Annotated in this window: 20 protein-coding genes; 7 read left to right on the top strand and 13 right to left on the bottom strand. The window is 64.6% G+C overall.

Translation table 11 applies throughout. The annotated features are described in order from the left end of the window. Positions 1-87: 87 nt before the first annotated feature. Positions 88-267 (bottom strand): CsbD family protein, encoded by a 180-nt coding sequence (locus KHO27_RS02940; protein WP_111531798.1) that lies wholly within the window; start codon positions 265-267, stop codon positions 88-90. A 229-nt stretch (positions 268-496) separates the two neighbouring features. On the opposite strand from KHO27_RS02940, the gene KHO27_RS02935 reads away from it, so the two are divergent. Continuing rightward, positions 497-877 carry a hypothetical protein gene (locus KHO27_RS02935; protein ID WP_111531797.1) on the top strand — a complete coding sequence of 127 codons (381 nt, stop codon included), beginning with the start codon at positions 497-499 and terminating at the stop codon, positions 875-877. On the opposite strand, the gene KHO27_RS02930 is transcribed toward KHO27_RS02935, so the two are convergent. Continuing rightward, positions 878-1,714 (bottom strand): CvfB family protein, encoded by an 837-nt coding sequence (locus KHO27_RS02930; protein WP_214501153.1) that lies wholly within the window; start codon positions 1,712-1,714, stop codon positions 878-880. A gap of 129 nt (positions 1,715-1,843) precedes the next feature. Here KHO27_RS02930 and KHO27_RS02925 point away from each other — a divergent pair, with 129 nt between their 5' ends. Beyond that, positions 1,844-2,704: a DUF6279 family lipoprotein gene (locus KHO27_RS02925; RefSeq protein ID WP_214501152.1), complete on the top strand. Its 861-nt coding sequence runs from the start codon at positions 1,844-1,846 to the stop codon at positions 2,702-2,704. A gap of 102 nt (positions 2,705-2,806) precedes the next feature. On the opposite strand, the gene aceK is transcribed toward KHO27_RS02925, so the two are convergent. Beyond that, entirely contained in the window at positions 2,807-4,522 is a 1,716-nt protein-coding gene (aceK, locus tag KHO27_RS02920; protein ID WP_110697965.1) for a bifunctional isocitrate dehydrogenase kinase/phosphatase, read from the bottom strand. A gap of 178 nt (positions 4,523-4,700) precedes the next feature. Here aceK and KHO27_RS02915 point away from each other — a divergent pair, with 178 nt between their 5' ends. Beyond that, positions 4,701-5,576, top strand: coding sequence for a DMT family transporter (locus KHO27_RS02915; protein ID WP_214501151.1), 876 nt, complete (start codon positions 4,701-4,703; stop codon positions 5,574-5,576). Positions 5,577-5,617: 41 nt separating this feature from the next. On the opposite strand, the gene KHO27_RS02910 is transcribed toward KHO27_RS02915, so the two are convergent. The 3 genes from KHO27_RS02910 to cysK form a co-directional block, all read right to left on the bottom strand. Next, positions 5,618-6,499 carry a DMT family transporter gene (locus tag KHO27_RS02910; protein WP_110697961.1) on the bottom strand — a complete coding sequence of 294 codons (882 nt, stop codon included), beginning with the start codon at positions 6,497-6,499 and terminating at the stop codon, positions 5,618-5,620. A gap of 382 nt (positions 6,500-6,881) precedes the next feature. Further along, the gene (locus tag KHO27_RS02905) at positions 6,882-7,817 is read right to left on the bottom strand and encodes an aspartyl/asparaginyl beta-hydroxylase domain-containing protein (RefSeq protein WP_046856670.1); all 936 of its coding nucleotides are present in this window, start codon (positions 7,815-7,817) and stop codon (positions 6,882-6,884) included. Between the two features lie 156 nt (positions 7,818-7,973). Further along, positions 7,974-8,948 (bottom strand): cysteine synthase A, encoded by a 975-nt coding sequence (gene cysK / locus KHO27_RS02900; RefSeq protein ID WP_102684388.1) that lies wholly within the window; start codon positions 8,946-8,948, stop codon positions 7,974-7,976. Between the two features lie 134 nt (positions 8,949-9,082). Between cysK and KHO27_RS02895 the strand changes: the two genes are divergently transcribed. The 3 genes from KHO27_RS02895 (at position 9,083) to KHO27_RS02885 (ending at position 12,378) form a co-directional block, all read left to right on the top strand. After that, a complete protein-coding gene (locus KHO27_RS02895; RefSeq protein ID WP_214501150.1) occupies positions 9,083-10,156 on the top strand; it encodes an AsmA family protein in 1,074 nt (357 codons plus the stop codon). A 184-nt stretch (positions 10,157-10,340) separates the two neighbouring features. Next, complete coding sequence (locus tag KHO27_RS02890) at positions 10,341-11,186, top strand: AAA family ATPase (RefSeq protein ID WP_023629931.1); 846 nt, start codon at positions 10,341-10,343, stop codon at positions 11,184-11,186. Positions 11,187-11,199: 13 nt separating this feature from the next. Then, on the top strand, positions 11,200-12,378 hold the full coding sequence (locus KHO27_RS02885) for a vWA domain-containing protein (RefSeq protein WP_110697957.1): 1,179 nt from the start codon (positions 11,200-11,202) through the stop codon (positions 12,376-12,378). A 39-nt stretch (positions 12,379-12,417) separates the two neighbouring features. Here the strand turns inward: KHO27_RS02885 and KHO27_RS02880 are convergent, their stop codons facing one another. Genes KHO27_RS02880 through KHO27_RS02865 form a run of 4 tightly spaced genes read right to left on the bottom strand, consistent with a single transcriptional unit; the run spans position 12,418 to position 16,121 of the window. Beyond that, positions 12,418-13,356, bottom strand: coding sequence for a 5-oxoprolinase subunit C family protein (locus tag KHO27_RS02880; protein WP_110697955.1), 939 nt, complete (start codon positions 13,354-13,356; stop codon positions 12,418-12,420). Continuing rightward, positions 13,353-14,048, bottom strand: coding sequence for a 5-oxoprolinase subunit PxpB (gene pxpB, locus KHO27_RS02875; protein WP_214501149.1), 696 nt, complete (start codon positions 14,046-14,048; stop codon positions 13,353-13,355). Before pxpB ends, KHO27_RS02880 begins: the two co-directional genes overlap by 4 nt. Next, entirely contained in the window at positions 14,045-14,824 is a 780-nt protein-coding gene (locus KHO27_RS02870) for a 5-oxoprolinase subunit PxpA (RefSeq protein WP_110697951.1), read from the bottom strand. Before KHO27_RS02870 ends, pxpB begins: the two co-directional genes overlap by 4 nt. Positions 14,825-14,834: 10 nt before the next feature. After that, complete coding sequence (locus tag KHO27_RS02865) at positions 14,835-16,121, bottom strand: MFS transporter (protein ID WP_102684381.1); 1,287 nt, start codon at positions 16,119-16,121, stop codon at positions 14,835-14,837. A 129-nt stretch (positions 16,122-16,250) separates the two neighbouring features. Here KHO27_RS02865 and KHO27_RS02860 point away from each other — a divergent pair, with 129 nt between their 5' ends. Further along, positions 16,251-17,162, top strand: a complete 912-nt coding sequence (locus KHO27_RS02860) for a LysR family transcriptional regulator (RefSeq protein WP_102684380.1) — start codon at positions 16,251-16,253, stop codon at positions 17,160-17,162. 37 nt (positions 17,163-17,199) lie between these two features. Here the strand turns inward: KHO27_RS02860 and KHO27_RS02855 are convergent, their stop codons facing one another. Genes KHO27_RS02855 through KHO27_RS02845 form a run of 3 tightly spaced genes read right to left on the bottom strand, consistent with a single transcriptional unit; the run spans position 17,200 to position 19,018 of the window. Continuing rightward, positions 17,200-17,721 (bottom strand): DUF2937 family protein, encoded by a 522-nt coding sequence (locus KHO27_RS02855; RefSeq protein WP_102684379.1) that lies wholly within the window; start codon positions 17,719-17,721, stop codon positions 17,200-17,202. A gap of 9 nt (positions 17,722-17,730) precedes the next feature. Beyond that, entirely contained in the window at positions 17,731-18,504 is a 774-nt protein-coding gene (locus tag KHO27_RS02850; RefSeq protein WP_214501148.1) for a class II glutamine amidotransferase, read from the bottom strand. Between the two features lie 16 nt (positions 18,505-18,520). Then, entirely contained in the window at positions 18,521-19,018 is a 498-nt protein-coding gene (locus KHO27_RS02845) for an MFS transporter (protein WP_214501147.1), read from the bottom strand. Between the last annotated feature and the right edge of the window lie 12 nt (positions 19,019-19,030).

The raw sequence follows: 19,030 nt of genomic DNA, 5'->3' as shown, positions 1-19,030 counted from the left end.
TACCTTGCGCACAGTCCAAAGCAAGCGCGGGGCAAGCCCGCCCCCATGTTGCGGGAGCGGGCTTGCCCCGCGGCCAGGCTGCGGCGATCAAGGTTTCTTCACGGTATCCTTGACCTTGCCCACGGCCTGTTGCGCCTCGCCTTTCAGTTCCTGGGCCTTGCCCTCGGCGCGCAGCTTGTCATTGTCGGTCACCTTGCCGACGCCCTGCTTGATATTGCCCACGGCCTCGTTGGCCAGGCCCTTCGCTTTGTCCTTGGTGCCACTCATGGGATGTCTCCTCGGGGGAAAGACACGGGAAATCGTGTCGACATCTGATCGACCCAAGGCCATTGGCCAGAGTTTCAATTCATTTGCACCCGGTCAGCCAAACGGCAATTGGCTGGCTCGATACGCTTGCACGGTTCGGGTTCGGTGATTTCGGGGAAGCGGGCTTGCCCCGCGATAAGCCCCACCCCACAATGGCAGGCCTTACTCGCGTCAACCCGCAGGAACCTGCATGAAACTCGACAAACCCACCGCCATCGCTCGCCGTAACGAGGCGCTGGCCAAGCCGGTACTCACCAGTGCCAACACCCTGTTCGCCATTCTCGACACCAAGCGCAACCTGTGGTGGTTCGAAGTGCCGGTCGCACTGCTGCGCAAGGGCCAGCCCGACTGGGTCAACCTGCTGCTGCACACCCCCGAGAACGACGGGCTGCAGCATCTGAAGGTGCCCACCAACTTCCTCAAGGCTCATCAGGAACAGATGGAAGTACGCAACCCCGGCAAGCGCCGTTCGACCATCAGCCTGGCCCTGAGCGCCGACCGCGACTCACTGCTGCGCGACACCCGCCCAGGTGGCGAGCAGCTGGACTTCAGCACCTTCGTGCAGGCCTGATCAGGCCCGCTCGATCCGATCGTCATGGATGACGATGCGGCCCTGCTTGAACAACGCGCCGATGGCTTTCTTGAAGTTGCCCTTGCTCACGTTGAACATCTGGCTAATCACCGCCGGGTCGCTCTTGTCACACACCGGCAGCACACCGCCATTGGCCTCAAGGCGCTGCATGATCTGCTCGTGCAGGCTGTCGGCCAAGGCCTGGCCCACCGGCTGCAGGCTCAGGGCGATCTTGCCATCACCCCGTACGTCCTTGATGAAGCCCTTCTCGTGCATCCCCGAACGCAGGAACTTGAATACCTCGTTCTTGTGGATCAGGCCCCAGTGGCGGTTGTTGATGATCGCCTTGAAGCCCATCGGCGTCTCGCCGGCCACCAGCAGTTCGACCGGCTGGCCGACGCTGTAGTCCACCGGGGTGCGGTCCAGGTAACGGTCCAGCTTGGCAGTGGCGGTAATACGCCGGGTGCGCTTGTCCAGGTAGGCATGGACCACGCAGTAATCGCCGATCTTCAGTTGCCGCGACTCTTCCGAGTAGGGCATCAACAGGTCCTTGGACAGGCCCCAGTCAAGGAAGATGCCCGCGCCGTTGATGTCCTTGACCTTGAGGCTGGCGAATTCGCCCACCTGCATTTTCGGCTTTTCGGTGGTGGCGATCAGCTGGTCTTCGCTGTCCAGGTAGATGAACACGTTGAGCCAATCGTCCAGCTCCAGCTCGGCATCCTTGGGGAAGTAGCGCCGCGGCAGGAGGATTTCGCCATCGGCGCCGCCGTCCAGGTACAGGCCGAACTCCACGTGTTTCACGATTTGCAAACTGTTGTAACGCCCAAGCAGAGCCATTTCCGAAGATCCTCAAGACAAGGCGGCTATTCTAACACCTGACCCGCCCGGCCGCCCGAGCGCACATTCGCCGGAACCGTCGGGCCCACCGTGCGTCTACCGCCTGGCCAGCCCAGCAAGGATTCGCTCATGCCCCTTCGCCTGCCCAAAGCCCTGCTCATGCTCATCGGCTTCGCCCTGGCACTGACGGCCTGCAGCCGCATCGACCTGGCCTACCGCAACCTCGATCGCCTGGTGCCGTGGTCGCTGGGCGACTACCTGGACATGAACCGCGAGCAGAAGCAGTTGCTCGACGAACGGCTCAAAACGCACCTGGCCTGGCACTGCAAGACCCAACTGCCCGGCTACCTCGACTGGCTCGACCGGGTGCAACTGATGGTCGCCAACGACGCGGTCACCGATGAAAACCTGCGCCAACGCACGCTCGAGGCGCGCCAGGCCATTGGCCGGGTCACCGAAGCGATAACCCCCTCTGCCGCAGAGCTGCTCAAGGGCATGAATGACAACCAGGTAGCGGAAATGCGCGAGGCTTTTCGCAAGGACATCGACAAACGCCAGAAGGAGTACGTCGACACACCATTGGCCAAGCAGGTCGAGAACCGTGCCGCACGCATGCGCAAGCGCCTCGAGCCCTGGTTGGGCGAGCTCGATGCCGAGCAACGGCTGCGGGTGATGAGCTGGTCGCAGGCCTTGGGTGACCAGAACCGGCAGTGGATCGCCAACCGCGCCCACTGGCAGCAGCAACTGGTGCTGGCGATGGACCAGCGCGCCAGCCCAAGCTTCGAGCCCAGGTTGGCGCAGTTGCTGCAGCGCAAGGAAAGCCTGTGGACACCGGAGTACCGCCAGGCATTCCAGAACACCGAGCGCCAGGCACGCAGCCTGCTGGTGGATCTGCTGAAACAGAGCAGCCCTGCCCAGCGGCAATTCCTGCAGCAGCGGCTGAGCAAGGTGCGCGCGGACTTCAGCGAGCTCAAGTGCCTCAAAGGGTAAAAAGCTAGGCTCTGTACGAAAAGTCTTGAGACGCAGGTCAGGCGAGGCTGTTTTCAACGCAGCATGAACAAGTATCAAGGCTTTTCGTACAGAGCCTAAGGCCTAACGCGCCTTGCGCCGATAAGGGAACACATCGATCACCTTCCCCGCCCGGATCGCCTCCTGCAGACCTTTCCAGTAATCGGCGTCGTACAGTTCGCCATGCAAGCGGCTGAACAAGCGGCGCTGGCCGATATCGGCGAACAGGAATGGCGGAAACTCCTCGGGGAACACGTCGTGCGGCCCGATCGAGTACCACGGCTCGCCGGACATCTCGTCCTCCGGATAGCGCGGCGGCGGGATGTGACGGAAGTTGACCTCGGTGAGGTAGCTGATCTCGTCGTAGTCGTAGAACACCACCCGGCCATGACGGGTGACGCCGAAGTTCTTCAGCAGCATGTCGCCGGGGAAGATGTTCGCCGCCGCCAATTGCTTGATCGCCAGCCCATAGTCTTCCAGCGCCTCCAGCACCTGGGCTTCGCTGGCCTGCTCGAGGTACAGGTTGAGCGGGGTCATGCGCCGTTCGGTCCAGCAGTGGCGGATCAGCACTGTGTCGCCCTCAAGCGCCACGGTGGAGGGGGCCACCTCTAGCAGTTCCGCCAGGCAGTCGGGATCGAACTTGCCCTGGGGAAAGCGAAAATCGGCGAACTCCTGGGTATCGGCCATGCGCCCGACGCGGTCGACGCTTTTCACCAGGCGGTATTTCTCGATCACCGTGGCCCGGTCGACAGTCTTGGACGGCGAGAAGCGGTCCTTGATGATCTTGAACACGGTGTTGAAGCCCGGCAGGGTGAACACGCTCATGACCATACCGCGCACGCCCGGAGCCATGACAAAGCGGTCGTCGCTGTTGGCCAGGTGGTTGATCAGCGCCCGGTAGAACTCCGACTTGCCATGTTTGTAGAACCCGATCGAGGTGTACAGCTCGGCGATGTGCTTGCCCGGCAGGATGCGCTTGAGAAAGTTGACGAACTCCGCCGGCACCGGCACATCGACCATGAAGTACGAACGGGTGAAGGAGAAGATGATCGACACCTCCGCCTCGTCGGTAATCAACGCGTCGGCCTCGATGCCATGCCCCTCGCGGTGCAGCAGCGGGATCACCAGTGGCCACTGCTCGTCGGGGGTGTACAAGCGACCGACCAGGTAGGCGCCCTTGTTGCGGTAGAGCACCGGGGTGAACAGCTCCACGGTCAGGGCCGGATCCTTGCACACCCAGTCGGGGAGGCATTCGCGCAATTGATCCTCCAGACGCGCGATATCGCCTTCCCGGTCGCCATACGGCACTTCGAACGCATAGTCGGCGAAGATCGCTCGCAGCAAGCCTTTGAGACCGTCCTGCAGCGTATAGGTGCGCGTCTGCGCTGCCCGCTCATGGCCGCGCATCGACGGCCGGGTAGTGTGGATGAACATGCAGCCGTCGCTGATCAGGTCATGGCTGAACAGGCTGCAGAACAACGAGTTGTACCAAGTCTCGGACAGCTCGTCGTCCAGCCGGGGGTCGATCAGGCGGATGTAGGCGTTCTTGACCAGCGGCCACTGCTCGACGTCCAGCAACACCGCAGTGTCGAAGCGCTGGCGCAGCCAACCGTTGACCTCGGCGACCTTCTCTTCATACAGATTGATGCGCGCCGCCGCGGCGTGCTGGATATCCTGCCAGCGCGCCTGTTCGAAGCGCTCGCGGGCGCCGAGGGTGATACGGCGAAAGTGCTCGCGGTAGTCGTCGAAGCCATCGAGGATCATCCGGGCGATGTCGACGGCGGGCCAGGCTGGGGTCATGCGCGTGCCTCTATGCAATGGTCACCGAGAGAGCTTAGTCGGATACGAGCCCTGTGGGAGCCGGCTTGCCGGCGATGAAGCCCGTGAGGCGGCCCCGGATTCACACAGCAAGAAAGCACAAGAATCCCTCGCTCGCCCTGACGTACACTCGCGCCCTGCCCTACCGCCGGAGACCACCGTGAGCCCCATCGCCCTCGCCCGCCTGCTGACCCTTGCCGCTGTCTGGGGCGCCAGCTTCCTGTTCATGCGCATCATTGCCCCCGAGCTGGGCACGGTGCCGACCGCCTTCTTCCGCGTGTCGATCGCCTGCCTGGGACTGATCGCCATCCTCGCCGCCGCCCGCGTGCGCTGGGACTTCGAGGGCAAGCTGGGCGCCTGCCTGGTGCTGGGCATGATCAACTCCGGCATTCCGGCCACGTTCTATTCCGTGGCGGCGCAGGTGCTGCCGGCCGGCTATTCGGCGATCTTCAACGCCACCACGCCGCTGATGGGCGTGCTGATCGGCGCCTTGTTCTTCCGCGAAGCCATGACCCTGCCCAAGCTCTGCGGGATCTTCCTCGGGCTGTTCGGTGTCGGTATCCTCAGCGGTGCCGGCCCGGTGGCGCTGGACATGGCCCTGGTGCAAGGCGCACTGGCCTGCCTGGCCGCCACCACCTGCTACGGCTTCGCAGGCTTCCTGGCAAGGCGCTGGGTCGGCACGCTGGACAGCCGTCTGTCGGCGCTGGGCAGCATGCTCGGCGCCACCTTGCTGCTCAGCCCGCTGTTCGTCTGGAGCGCGCTGACCCAGCCGCCGGCCAGCTGGGGCGGCTGGCAGGTATGGCTGTCGCTCCTGGGCCTGGGGCTGCTGTGCACGGCGTTCGCCTACATCCTGTACTTCCGCCTGCTGAACGAAATCGGGCCGGTCAAGGCCAGTACCGTGACCTTCCTGATCCCGGTGTTCGGCGTGCTGTGGGGGGCGTGGCTGCTGGATGAGCCGCTGTCGATGGCGCACCTGTATGGCGGTCTGCTGATTGGTGCGGCGCTGTGGTTGGTGCTGCGCCCGGCACGGCACTGAAAAAAGGGAGCGGGCTTGCCCCGCTCCCACCGCTCGTTGACTCAGGCCTCGGCTGTGCGCAACGCAGGTTTACGGAACACGAACAGCAAGCCGATCACGATCAGTCCCATCCCCAGCAGGCTGAGGGGCGCCAGGCGGTTGCCGAAGATGATGAAATCCATCACCGCCGTGACCGCCGGCACCAGGTAGAACAGGCTGGTGACATTGACCAGGTTGCCCCTTGCGATCAGCCGGTACAGCAGCAGCGTGGCCAGCAACGAGACCACCAGCCCCATCCACAGCAGCGCGCCGAGGAAACTGGCATTCCACTGGACATGCAGCGGCTGGAACGGCGCGAACACCGCGCACATTGCAAAGCCCGCCATGTATTGCAGGGGCAAGGTGCCCATGGGATTGTCGGTAATGCGTTTCTGCAGGATCGAGCCCAAGGTCATGCTGGCCAGCGCCAGCAGAGCGAACAGCATCCCGGCGAGGGACACCCCACCCAGGTTAATACCCTGGTAGACCACCATCACCAGGCCGCCCAGGCCAAGCCCCAGGCCGAACAATCGGCTCCAGGACCGCTGACGCTCCATCAGCACCACGGTCAGGATCGGTTGCACGCCCATGACCGTGGCCATGATGCCGGGAGTAACGTGGGTGTTCAGCGCCAGCAGGTAGAAGATCTGGTAGGCACCGAGCAATACGCAGCCGGTCCCCAGGGCGCGAACAATGCCGCCCCGGGTACGTGGCCAACGTAATCCGAGCAACGGACCGATCAACAGCAGACCGAACAGCGCCAGGGCCGAACGCAGCAGCAGGAAGGCGAAGGGGCTGGCCTGGGCCAGGCCAAGCTTGGAGACGATCGCCCCGCTGCTCCACAGCAGGACGAACAGGCTGGTCGTGGCCGCCGAGGCCACGGATGCTTTGTTGAGGACAGACATGTATTGCCACCTGTATACGGGCAAATGAGCCGTACGGAGGGCCTATCGCGACTTGCGGGGATAGCCGACCGTGTTCAGTAGGTTGCGAGTGCGGTGGGGAGCGGCCAGCGGCCGATCAGCCCAGCACCACGACTGCGCAAGGAGGCGGAGCTACGCCGCCTACCACGCCACTGACAGGTGGTGGATAGTGACTGATCATGGCCGGCTGCTGGCTGCCACGCACAACCACGCCCGCGACAGGCGCGAGAACGTAAGCGGTGGTGGAAGGGATGGCTGGCATGAACAGGTCTTCGGGGAAGAGAGTGTTTCGGAATATAGCGGGGGAATCATCGCGGGGCAAGCCTGCTTGCACAAGGTGCGAAAGCAGGCCTGCTCAACCGGATCAGAACAACCAGTGGTACAGGGCGTAGGCGACGACAACCGCCAGCACCGGACGCAGCACGCGGTAGGCCTTGGGGTTGGCACGCTTGAACTGCTTGACCCGGGTGCTGATGACATTGCTGAAGCGCTTGCTCCAGGCATAGGCCTGGTTGATCCCGCCGACACGCTCGTCATCGGTGTTCTGCGGCGCGGTGGCGCGGCCGAGGAAGGCACTGACCTTGCGGTTGATGCGGGTCATCAGCGGGCTGTTGAGCGGGCGCTCGACGTCGCAGAACAGGATCACGCGGGTGACCTCGGTCTCGTTCTTGACCCAGTGCACGAAGGTCTCGTCGAACATCACGTCCTCGCCGTCGCGCCAGGCGTAGGGCTGGCCATCAACGTAGATGCGGCAGTTGTCGGAGTTCGGCGTGGACAGCCCGAGGTGATAGCGCAGGGAGCCGGCAAACGGGTCGCGGTGCGGGTTCAGGTGGCTGCCGCCGGGCAACAGGGCGAACATCGCGCCCTTGACGTTGGGGATGCTGCTGACTAGCTCTACGGTCTTCGGGCACAGTGCTTCGGCCGAAGGCAGCGGTTTGTCGTACCACTTCAGGTAGAAGCGCTTCCAGCCCTTCTTGAAGAACGAACCGAAGCCGGCGTCGTTGTCTTTTTCCGCCGCGCGGATGTAACCCTCGTCGAACAGGCGCATGGCCTCTTCGCGGATCACCTCCCAGTTGTCCTTGAGCACATCCAGCTCGGGGAAGCGCTGGCGGTCCAGGTACGGCTTGGAGGGTACGCCGGAAAACAGGTACATCAGGCTGTTGTAAGGGGCGAACAGCGCCGAATGGTTGACGAACTGGCGCAGCACCGGCAGGCGTGCCTTGCCGCGCAGGTGCACGAACAGCACACTGCCGAAGAACACCAGCAGGACACCGGCCTTGGCGACGAAGGAAAAGGTCATGCAACACTCCTTGGAGGGGAAATCAGGCCATCCCCAGATAGCCGGACATGATAAACCCCTCAGGGGCAGCTGCAAGCTACAAGCTGCAAGCGGCAAGCTGATCTGCGTCAATGTGCGCAGGCTTTGCTTGCCGCTGGACGCTTGCCGCCTGTCGCTCTACTGCTGGTTTTCCTGCTCGGTGAACAGGTCGCTGAACAGCATGCTCGACAGGTAGCGCTCGCCCGAGTCCGGCAAGATCACCACGATGGTCTTGCCCTGCATCTCCGGCTTCTCGGCCAGGCGCACCGCCGCCGCCATGGCCGCGCCGCAAGAGATGCCGCAGAGGATGCCCTCCTCCTGCATCAGGCGGATGGCCATGGCCTTGGACTCGTCCTCGGTCACCGTCTCGACCTGGTCGACGATCGACAGGTCAAGGTTCTTCGGCACGAAGCCGGCACCGATGCCCTGGATCTTGTGCGGGGTGGGCTTGAGCTCCTCGCCGGCCAGGGTCTGGCTGATCAGCGGCGAGTTCACCGGCTCCACCGCCACCGACAGGATCGGCTTGCCCTGGGTGTGCTTGATGTAGCGCGACACCCCGGTGATGGTGCCACCGGTGCCGACCCCGGCCACCAGCACGTCGACCGCGCCATCGGTGTCGTTCCAGATTTCCGGGCCGGTGGTCTTCTCGTGAATGGCCGGGTTGGCCGGGTTGTCGAACTGGCCCGGCAGGAAGTGCTGCGCCGGGTCGGAAGCGACGATTTCGTTGGCCTTCTCGATGGCGCCCTTCATGCCCTTGGCCTTGTCCGTCAGCACCAGCTCGGCGCCCAGCGCCTTCAACACCTTGCGCCGCTCCAGGCTCATCGAGTCGGGCATGGTCAGCACCAGGCGGTAGCCACGGGCGGCGGCGACGAAGGCCAGGCCGATGCCGGTGTTACCCGAGGTGGGTTCGACGATGGTCATGCCTGGCTTGAGCTTGCCGCTGTCCTCGGCGTCCCAGATCATGCTCGCGCCGATCCGGCACTTCACCGAGTAGCCCGGGTTGCGTCCTTCGATCTTGGCCAGGATGGTCACCCCGCGCGGGGCGATGCGGTTGATCTGCACCAGCGGCGTGTTGCCGATGGAATGGGCGTTGTCGGCGTAGATACGGCTCATGGCGGCGGTCCTTGAACAGGAAAAAAGTGCAGGGAAAACCCTGAGGGTAAGCCTGCAATCGGTGAGCGTAAAGCCCGTTCGAACTCGACGAAACGACCTGCGGTCAACCGCACATGCTCCCGTGGAGAAACCCGATGAAAGCGCGCTACCGCTGGCCACTGCTCGGCTTCGCCAGCCTGGTCGCACTGCTGGTGGCCCTGCACCTGGCCTTGCCTTACCTGGTGCGTGACTACCTCAACGACAAGCTGGCAGACATGGGCGACTACCGCGGCCAGGTCCGTGACGTCGACCTGGCATGGTGGCGTGGCGCCTACCAGATCAACGGCCTGAAGATCGTCAAGGTCAGCGGCAAGGTGCCGGTGCCGCTGCTCGAAGCGCCGCTGATCGACCTGTCGGTGAGCTGGCACTCGCTTTGGTACGACCGCGCCGTGGTCGCCGAGGTGGCCTTCGTACGCCCCGAACTCAATTTCGTCGACGGCGGCAACAAACAGAACTCTCAGACCGGCCAAGGCACCGACTGGCGCCAGCAACTGGAAAAGCTGCTGCCGATCACCCTGAACGACGTGCGCATCGAACAAGGCACCCTCACCTTCCGCAACTTCAATTCCAGACCGCCGGTGGACCTCAAGGCCACCCGGCTGGATGCAAGCATCCGCAACCTGACCAACGTGCGCGACGAAAAGGGCCGGCGCGATGCCCGCTTCGACGGGACGGCGCTGCTGCTGGGCGATGCCAAGGTGGAAAGCCGCGCCACCTTCGACCCCTTCAGCGACTTCGACGACTTCCAGTTCCGCCTGCGCGCCACCGGCATCGAACTGCGCCGGCTGAACGACTTCGCCAGTGCCTACGGCAAGTTCGACTTCAATGCCGGGCATGGCGATGTGGTGATCGAGGCCGAGGCCGAGAACGGCCGGCTCAAGGGCTACATCAAGCCGCTGTTGCGCGATGTCGATGTGTTCAATTGGCAGCAGGACGTGGAAGACAAGGACAAGGGCTTCCTGCGCTCGGTGTGGGAGGCACTGGTGGGGGCTACCGAGACCGTGCTCAAGAACCAGCCGAAGAACCAGTTCGCCACTCGCGTGGAACTCAGCGGCAGCGTGCACCAGCAGGACATCAGCGCCTTCGAGGCATTTCTGCAGATCCTGCGCAACGGCTTCATCCAGGCGTTCAACGCACGCTACGAGCAGCCCGCGCCCGAATCCGACTGATCCCTGGGTGACGGACCATTCAGGGACTGAATACCCGGTCTGCGTTTTCACGCGTCGGGCGTGGCGTTATAGTCGCTGACACATCAATAAACATGCGTGACCTCATTGCCGGGTAAGCCCGCTTGCACAACAGTCCGTGGGAGCGGGCTTGCCCCGCGATGAGGCCCTCCCAGAGGATCGGTTCATGAAGTTCGAAGGCACCCGCGACTACGTCGCCACAGATGACCTCAAGCTGGCGGTCAACGCGGCCATCACCCTGGAGCGCCCGTTGCTGGTCAAGGGCGAGCCGGGTACCGGCAAGACCATGCTCGCCGAGCAACTGGCCGCCTCCTTCGGCGCCCGCCTGATCACCTGGCACATCAAGTCGACTACCAAGGCCCACCAGGGCCTCTACGAGTACGACGCCGTCAGCCGCCTGCGCGATTCGCAGCTGGGCGTGGACAAGGTCCACGATGTGCGCAACTACCTGAAAAAAGGCAAGCTGTGGGAGGCCTTCGAGGCCGACGAGCGGGTAATCCTGCTGATCGACGAAATCGACAAGGCCGACATCGAGTTCCCCAACGACCTGTTGCAGGAACTCGACAAGATGGAGTTCTACGTCTACGAAATCGACGAGACCATCAAGGCCAAGCAGCGCCCGATCATCATCATCACCTCCAACAATGAAAAGGAGCTGCCTGACGCCTTCCTGCGCCGCTGCTTCTTCCATTACATCGCCTTCCCCGACCGCGCCACCCTGCAGCAGATCGTCGATGTGCACTACCCCAACATCAGCCAGTCGCTGGTCAGCGAGGCACTGGACGTGTTCTTCGACGTGCGCAAGGTGCCGGGCCTGAAGAAAAAGCCCTCCACCTCCGAGCTGGTCGACTGGCTCAAGCTGCTGATGGCCGACAACATCGGCGAGGCGGTACTGCGCGAACGCGACCCGACCAAGGCCATCCCGCCGCTGGCCGGTGCCCTGGTGAAGAACGAACAGGACGTGACGCTGCTCGAGCGCCTGGCCTTCATGAGCCGGCGCGGCAACCGCTGACGGGAGCCGGGCCATGTTGCTCAACCTGTTCAATGAAATGCGCGCGGCCAAGGTACCCGTATCGGTACGCGAACTGCTCGACCTGCACCATGCCCTGCAGAAGGGCGTGGTGTTCGCCGACATGGACGCCTTCTACTACCTGGCCCGCGCCATCCTGGTGAAGGACGAGCGGCACTTCGACAAGTTCGACCGCGCCTTTGCCGCCTACTTCAAGGGCCTGGAAAACCTCGACCGGCATATCGAGGCGTTGATCCCCGACGAGTGGCTGCGCAAGGAGTTCGAACGCTCGCTCACCGACGAAGAGCGCGCGCAGATCCAGTCCCTGGGCGGGCTGGACAAGCTGATCGAGGAATTCAAGAAGCGCCTCGAGGAGCAAAAGGAACGCCACGCCGGCGGCAACAAGTGGATCGGCACGGGCGGTACCAGCCCGTTCGGTTCCGGCGGTTTCAACCCCGAGGGCATCCGCGTCGGCGAGGCCGGCAAGCGCCAGGGCAAGGCGGTGAAGGTCTGGGACCAGCGCGAGTACAAGAACCTTGACGACCAGGTCGAGCTGGGCACTCGCAACATCAAGCTGGCCCTGCGCCGGCTGCGCAAGTTCGCCCGCGAAGGCGCCGCCGAGGAGCTGGACATCGACGGCACCATCGATCACACCGCCCGTGACGCCGGCCTGCTGAACATCCAGATGCGCCCCGAACGGCGCAACACGGTGAAGCTGCTGTTGCTGTTCGACATCGGCGGCTCGATGGATGCTCACGTCAAGGTCTGCGAGGAACTGTTCTCGGCCTGCAAGACCGAGTTCAAGCACCTGGAGTACTACTACTTCCACAACTTCGTCTACGAGTCGGTGTGGAAGAACAACCTGCGCCGCACCTCGGAGCGCTTCTCCACCTTCGACCTGCTGCACAAGTACGGCGACGACTACAAAGTGATCTTCGTCGGCGACGCGGCCATGGCACCCTACGAGATCACCCAGCCCGGCGGCAGCGTCGAGCACTGGAACGAAGAGGCCGGGTACGTGTGGATGCAGCGCTTCATGGAGAAATTCAGGAAGATTATCTGGATCAACCCGTATCCGAAGCAGGCCTGGGACTACACCGCCTCGACCCATCTGGTGCGGGACCTGATCGAGGACAAGATGTACCCGCTGACGCTGCAGGGGTTGGAAGACGGGATGCGTTACCTGTCCAAGTAATCTATTGACCGAACTTGCCCCGCGATGGTGCCGGCAGACTCAACCCCAGCAGCGCAAGCATGCCTGCTGCTCGCGCCACGCCTCGTCCTGCACCACCGCCCTGAACCGTATCGTCGCGCCCGGCATGCACTGCGCCAATTGCGCCAGCGCCAGCGGTGTCAGCGCCCCCAGCCGTGGATACCCACCAATGGTCTGCCGGTCGTTGAGCAGGACGATCGGCTGCCCGTCCGGCGGCACCTGCACGGCGCCGAGCGGGATTCCCTCGGAGATCATCGGCGCGCCCTGGTAGACCAGTTGCGGCCCGAGCAGGCGAATGCCCATGCGGTCGGCACGGTTGTCCAGCGTCCAGTCACGGTTGAACGCCTCGAACAGGCTGGTACCGCCGAAGTCACCGATCTGCGCGCCCATCACCAGATCCAATACCGGCTTCTCGGCATACGCCGGCCGCAGCGCTTCGGGCACGTGGGAGCGGCGGTTCGGTGCCCCGACTTGCCCCGCGATGGCTTCAGCCGCATGCAGTACCTCCCCTTTCAGCAGCGCCCGGCCCTGGCCGTCTACTCCACCCAGTTCTTCCCGTACTACGGTGGAACAACTCCCCAGCACCGACTCGCCCACGAACCCGCCCGGCACCGCCAGGTAAGCACGTACCCCCTGGCGAGGCTGGCGCAGCGTCAGGCGCTGGCCCTTGCCCAGGTTGAAACTGGTCCAGGGCGCCACGGCCTGTCCGTCGACCTGCGCGTCCAGGTCGGCCCCGGCCAGCGCCAGCACGCAGTCCTGCTCGGCAACCACACTGAAGCCGCCAAGCGCAATCTCCACCACGGCGCTGTCCAGGGCATTGCCCAGCAGCCAGTTGGCCCAGCGCATTGCCACCCAGTCCAGCGCGCCGCCCTGGGTCACGCCCAGGTGCCGCACACCGAAACGCCCGGCATCCTGCAACAGGCACAGCGCGGTGCTGGCCTCAACTTTCAACTGGCTCATGCCTGGGCCTCCAGCGGGCTATCGTCACCGCCCAGGTTGATGAATTCGGCCCGTTCGACGGCCACGAAACGCACCCGATCGCCAGGCTGCAGCAGGCTGTAGCCCTCGCGCTCGCGGTCGAACAGGCGCACCGGCGTGCGACCGATCAGGTTCCAGCCGCCCGGCGACACCGCCGGATACGCGGCGGTCTGGCGTTCGGCGATACCGACACTGCCCGCCGCCACGCGCTTGCGCGGGGTGCTCAGGCGCGGCGTGGCCAGGCGCTCGTCGACCAGCCCCATGAAGCCGAAACCCGGAGCGAACCCCAGCGCGAACACCGGGTAATCACGGCCACAGTGCACCTCGATCACTTCGGCTTCGCTCAGTCCACTGCGCGCAGCCAGCACCGGCAACTCGGGACCGACGCTGGCGTGGTACCACACCGGGATCTCATGCCGCCGCCCGCTATTGCCGGCATCGGGCCGCAGGCCCTCCAGTGCGTGCAGGATGCGCTGGCGCCCTTCGCCCGGCGCCAGGTCGAACTGCACCATCAGCGTGGTGTAGGACGGTACCAGGTCGATCAACTGTTGGCCGAAAGCGTCCCGCAAGCTCTGGCTGGCGGCAAGGATCCACGGCATGTTGCCTTCATCGATGGCATCGAACAGCCGCACCATCAGGCTGTCGACGGCCACCACTTCGATACGTGGGGTCATGCCTGCTCCAGCGCGTCGAGAGCCTGGCGGATCTGGCGTACCGCGGCCACGGAGCCATCGTTGTCGCCATGCACGCAAAGGGTGCTGGCGTTCAACCGCACTTCGCTGCCGTCGTCGGCCACCAGGGCCTCGCCTTTGGCGAGGCGCAGCGCCTGCTCGACCACCAGCGCCGGGTCATGGTGCACCGCGTCCGGCAGGCGCCGCGACATCAGGTGCCCGCTGGCGGTGTAGCCACGGTCGGCAAAGGCTTCGAACCACAATGGCACGCCGATCTCGTCGCCCAGGGCCTGGGCGGCACTGTCGTCGGCGGTGGCCATGAGCATCAGCGGCAGGCCGCTGTCGAACGCCGCCACGGCCTCGAGCACCGTACGCAGGATGGCCGGGTTGGCCATCATGTCGTTGTACAGCGCGCCATGGGGCTTGACGTAGGCCACCCGCGCGCCGAGTACCTTGCAGATGCCGTCCAGGGCACCGATCTGGTAGTGCAGCAGGTCGCGGATCTCATCGCTGCTGCAGGCCATGGAGCGGCGGCCGAAGCCTGCCAGGTCCGGGTAGGCCGGGTGCGCGCCGATGGCCACCCGGTGCTCCAGCGCCAGGGCCACGGTGCGGCGCATGGTGCCGGGGTCGCCGGCGTGATAGCCGCAGGCGATGTTGGCGCAGTCGATGAACGGCATGACCTTGGCATCCTGACCCATGCGCCAGTTGCCGAAGCTCTCGCCCATGTCGCAATTGAGTAGCAGGCGTTTCACTTGGCGGACCTCCGTATCAATGTTCATGATGCCTACCTTAGCGTGCCTGGAGCGCTTTGCCGCGGGTTTCCGGCAGGCTCAGCGCGGCCACGATCACCACACCGTAGGACACCGCGGCGAAGGCACCAATCCCCAGGCCCAACGGTACTTTCTCGCCAAGCAGGCCGATCAGCAAAGGGAACATGGCCGCGATAACCTTGCCGATGTTGTAGCAGAAGCCTTGCCCCGATCCACGGATACGGGTGGGGAACAACTCGGTGAGGAACGAACCCATGCCGCTGAAGATGCCCGAGGCGAAAAAGCCCAGCGGGAAGCCCAGCCACAGCATCACGTTGTCGCTGACCGGTAGCTGCGTGTAGAGCAGGACGATGACGAACGAGCCCACGGCGAACAGGATGAAGTTCTTCCGGCGCCCCAGCAGGTCGCAGAGGTAGGCGCTGACCACATAGCCGATGTAGGAGCCGACGATGACCATCGCCAGGTAGCCGCCGGTACCCAGCACGCTCAGGCCGCGCTCGTTCTTGAGGAAGGTCGGCAGCCACGAGGTGATGGCGTAGTAGCCGCCCAGGGCACCAGTAGTCAGCAGCGAAGCGCGGATCGTGGTCCACAGCATGCCGGGTGCGAAGATCTCGTAGAAGTGTGAGGGCGCCGCGACCGTCTCGGCGGCCTTGGCCTCGCGGTAGACCTCCGGATCCTTGACCAGGCGCCGCACGAAGATCACGAAGATCGCCGGCAGCAACCCGAGCAGGAACAGCGCGCGCCAGGCCTGTTCGGCCGGCAGCCAGGAGAACAGCAGCGCGTAGAGGATGGCGGTCAGGCCCCAGCCGATGGCCCAGCCCGACTGCACCATGCCCACCGCCTTGCCGCGGTCCTGGGCACGGATCACCTCGCCGATCAGCACCGCGCCGGCGGTCCATTCGCCACCGAAACCGAAGCCCATCAGGGTACGGGCGATCAACAGCTGCTCATAGCTCTGGGCGAAACCGCAGAGGAAGGTAAAAAATGCGAACCACAGCACCGTCAGTTGCAGGGTGCGCACACGGCCGATGCGATCGGAGAGGATACCGGCGATCCAGCCGCCCAGGGCCGAGGCGATCAGCGTGCTGGTATGGATCAGCCCGGCCTCGGCGGTGCTGATGCCCCACAGCATGATCAGCGTGGGGATGACGAAGCTCAGCATCTGGGTGTCCATGCCGTCCAGGCCGTAGCCGATCTTGCAGCTCCAGAAGGTGCGTCGTTGCTGGGAATCGATGTCGCGGTACCAGGCGAAAGGGCCGCTCGAGGTTCGGGCGGGGGCCTGCTGCTGCACGCCGGTCGGGTTCATGGTTGCCTCGGCTTGTTGGTATTGTTCTATGGGCGACGTCGGGCGTCGCGGCCTGGGCACCATGTTCAGAGGCCGCGCCCGGCACGTCCAACGAGAAAATCCGCCGGTCTGGAACAAGAAAAACTGATCATGAACCTTCGTTTCCTCGAAACCTTCGTCTGGGTCGCCCGGCTCAAGAGCTTCCGCCTTACCGCCGAGAAGCTGTTCACCACCCAGGCCTCGGTGTCCAGCCGCATCGCCGCGCTGGAGGCCGACCTGGGCGTGAAACTGCTGCTGCGCGATTCGCGCGGGGTCAGCCTGACCCCCGAGGGCGCCAAGGTGCTGGAATATGCCGAACGCATGCTCGACACCGCCAAGGCCATGAAGCAGTCGCTGGACAGCGACCGGGCCAAGACAGGGCGCATTCGCCTGGGGGTCATGGACACCGTCATCCACACTTGGATGAGCGCGCTGGTGGCAGAGCTGGGCGAGCGCTACCCGCAGGTGGAGATCGAGCTGGTGGCCGATACCGCGCTGAACCTGCGCGAACAGCTGCAAAAAGGCTTTCTCGACGTGATCCTGCAGACCGACCTGCTGCGCGAGCAGTCGATCCGCAGCCAGGACCTGGCGCGCTACCCGATGGGCTGGATCGTCGCCGCAGGCTCCCCGCACCACCGCACCTACGCCTCGCTGGCGGAGCTGGCCCGCGAACGCATCGTCACCTTCTCGAAAAATTCACGACCGCACCAGGAAGTGCTCAGCCTGTTGCAGTCAGCCGGGGCCGAGGCGCCACGCCTGAACTGCGTGAACTCGGTGGCGGCGATCACCCGCCTGCTGCGCGACGGTTTCGGCATCGGCGCGCTGCCACCGGCACTGGTCGATGGCGAACTGAGCCGGGGCGAGCTGGTGTTGCTGGACGGCTTGCAGCCACCGCCGAGCCTGGAGCTGGTGGTAGCCTGGCAGACCGGCGTGGCGTTGGTGGACGAGATCGTCGACGTGTGCCGGCAAGTGCTGGAGCGCTATGCGCGGGATGTGGGCGGGCAACGGATCGTGCTGGTCTGAACGGTCGCCTTTGCCAACGATCAGGGCAGCAACAGCATCACCGCCAGCTTTCCTTCACCACTTTGCGCCGCCCACCGAGGATCACCCAGCCAATCACCAGCAACAGGCTCTCGACCACGAACGCCAGCACGAACCCGCTGCCGATCCCCCAACCGATCGCCTCGGGCACCAGCAGGATCTGGTAGCTGTAGCCCTTGAGCGTCTCCTCGCGCAATGTCGGCTCCGGCTGCACCAGCACATGCCAGGTGCGGCTCACCCACGAGCCCTGCAGGGCCTGCCATTCATGCTCCAGCGCCTGGTTGCGGATCAGCAGGCTTTCGATGCTGTTGGCATCGCTGTTGAACACCGGATCGTCGCTGCCGCGGTAATGCCGCACCAGCGCCTGCAGGTCGCCGTTGAAGAAGCGCTGCGCGGTCTGGCGGAAGCCGTCCAGGGCCTGGCGCGATTCGAGCAGGTGCGCCTCGACACGCTGGCTGTAGTCCTTGACCAGCCCGGGCACCTGGAGACCGGCCAGCAGGCCGAAGGTGAACAACAGCAAACGCAGGTAACTTCTGAACATGGAGCGTCCTTAGCTCTGGCCGTGGGCGACGCACTCGCCGTGGCGCCACAACCCCCATTGACCCGGCTCGTAGCGGTTCCAGGTCTCGTTCTCGGTCAAGGCCTCGGTGGCGATCACCGTGACCACGTCGTTGGGGGTGGTTTGCGTGTGGAAGTCGACGATCAGGTCGACATCCTTCAGCCGCGCCGCGCCGAACGGTGCGCGGCGGGTGATGTGCACCAGTTTGGTCGAGCAGAAGCAGAACAGCCAGTCGCCGTCGCTGAGCAGGCAGTTGAACACGCCCTTGCCGCGGTACTCGGCGCAGGCTTCGACCAGCACCGGCAGCAACTGCTCGGCTTCCACCGGCTCGGGGAAGGCCTCGCGGATACGATTGAGCAGATCGCAGAAGGCGGCCTCGCTGTCGGTATCGCCGATCGGTCGGTAGAACGTGCGCTGGCCGGCGAAGTCAACCAGCTGGCCGTTGTGCGCGAAGCACCAGTTGCGGCCCCACAGCTCGCGCACGAACGGGTGGGTGTTGGACAGGCAGACCTTGCCGACATTGGCCTGGCGGATATGGCCGATGACCACTTCGCTCTTGATCGGGTAGCGCTGCACCAGGTTGGCCACTTCCGACTCGCTGCTCGCCGCTGGGTCCTGGAACAGGCGCAGGCCGCGCCCCTCGTAGAAACCGATGCCCCAGCCATCGCGGTGCGGGCCGGTGCGCCCGCCGCGCTGCATCAGGCCGGTGAAGCTGAAGACGATATCGGTGGGGACGTTGGCGCTCATGCCCAGCAGTTCGCACATGTTCGCGGCTCCTGGCTTACAGACGGGGTTCGACGCGGCCCTGCCCGGGGCCGGAGCGGCGCACGGGGGCCGGTGGCGGATCGTCGCGGTAGCGGTCGTGACGATTGGCGGCCAGGGAAGCGTCAGCCACGACCTCTTCCTCTTCCTCTTCCTTGGCCTGGCGCTGGGCGCGGCGCTCGCGGGCACGCTTTTCCAGCGGCCAGCGGATCAGCACGAAGACAAAGTACAGGGCAAAGGCGATCATCCCGTACATGGCAAGGTCGGAGGCGGCGCGCCAGGCGTTGTTGCCGACCTTGAAGGCGAGGTCCAGCGCGGTGATGGCGATGGCCGGGGCGAAGCTTTCCTTGACCGGGTCGACGATGGTCGGGGCGAACAGCAGCACGGCGATGATCACCCGCAGCGGCTCGCGCAGCCAGCGCCACATCCAGCCGGTCAGCTTGAAACCCACCAGCAGGCAGCCCAGGGCGGCAACGGCGTACAGGCCCCAGGCCAGCGTATAGTCGTGTTCGGTCATGGTGTTGGTGCA

The sequence above is a fragment of the Pseudomonas sp. RC3H12 genome, assembly GCF_018596375.1.
Classification (GTDB): Bacteria; Pseudomonadota; Gammaproteobacteria; order Pseudomonadales; family Pseudomonadaceae; genus Aquipseudomonas.
Note: the sequence above shows the minus strand (reverse complement) of the source record. Positions and strands in the feature narration are given on the sequence as shown.

Bases quoted from the DNA above. Each gene is read 5' to 3' on its own strand.
- KHO27_RS02940 (WP_111531798.1), bottom strand. From the start codon at position 267: ATGAGTGGCACCAAGGACAAAGCGAAGGGCCTGGCCAACGAGGCCGTG.
- KHO27_RS02935 (WP_111531797.1), top strand. From the start codon at position 497: ATGAAACTCGACAAACCCACCGCCATCGCTCGCCGTAACGAGGCGCTG.
- KHO27_RS02930 (WP_214501153.1), bottom strand. From the start codon at position 1,714: ATGGCTCTGCTTGGGCGTTACAACAGTTTGCAAATCGTGAAACACGTG.
- KHO27_RS02925 (WP_214501152.1), top strand. From the start codon at position 1,844: ATGCCCCTTCGCCTGCCCAAAGCCCTGCTCATGCTCATCGGCTTCGCC.
- aceK (WP_110697965.1), bottom strand. From the start codon at position 4,522: ATGACCCCAGCCTGGCCCGCCGTCGACATCGCCCGGATGATCCTCGAT.
- KHO27_RS02910 (WP_110697961.1), bottom strand. From the start codon at position 6,499: ATGTCTGTCCTCAACAAAGCATCCGTGGCCTCGGCGGCCACGACCAGC.
- KHO27_RS02905 (WP_046856670.1), bottom strand. From the start codon at position 7,817: ATGACCTTTTCCTTCGTCGCCAAGGCCGGTGTCCTGCTGGTGTTCTTC.
- cysK (WP_102684388.1), bottom strand. From the start codon at position 8,948: ATGAGCCGTATCTACGCCGACAACGCCCATTCCATCGGCAACACGCCG.
- KHO27_RS02895 (WP_214501150.1), top strand. From the start codon at position 9,083: ATGAAAGCGCGCTACCGCTGGCCACTGCTCGGCTTCGCCAGCCTGGTC.
- KHO27_RS02890 (WP_023629931.1), top strand. From the start codon at position 10,341: ATGAAGTTCGAAGGCACCCGCGACTACGTCGCCACAGATGACCTCAAG.
- KHO27_RS02885 (WP_110697957.1), top strand. From the start codon at position 11,200: ATGTTGCTCAACCTGTTCAATGAAATGCGCGCGGCCAAGGTACCCGTA.
- KHO27_RS02880 (WP_110697955.1), bottom strand. From the start codon at position 13,356: ATGAGCCAGTTGAAAGTTGAGGCCAGCACCGCGCTGTGCCTGTTGCAG.
- pxpB (WP_214501149.1), bottom strand. From the start codon at position 14,048: ATGACCCCACGTATCGAAGTGGTGGCCGTCGACAGCCTGATGGTGCGG.
- KHO27_RS02870 (WP_110697951.1), bottom strand. From the start codon at position 14,824: ATGAACATTGATACGGAGGTCCGCCAAGTGAAACGCCTGCTACTCAAT.
- KHO27_RS02865 (WP_102684381.1), bottom strand. From the start codon at position 16,121: ATGAACCCGACCGGCGTGCAGCAGCAGGCCCCCGCCCGAACCTCGAGC.
- KHO27_RS02860 (WP_102684380.1), top strand. From the start codon at position 16,251: ATGAACCTTCGTTTCCTCGAAACCTTCGTCTGGGTCGCCCGGCTCAAG.
- KHO27_RS02855 (WP_102684379.1), bottom strand. From the start codon at position 17,721: ATGTTCAGAAGTTACCTGCGTTTGCTGTTGTTCACCTTCGGCCTGCTG.
- KHO27_RS02850 (WP_214501148.1), bottom strand. From the start codon at position 18,504: ATGTGCGAACTGCTGGGCATGAGCGCCAACGTCCCCACCGATATCGTC.
- KHO27_RS02845 (WP_214501147.1), bottom strand. From the start codon at position 19,018: ATGACCGAACACGACTATACGCTGGCCTGGGGCCTGTACGCCGTTGCC.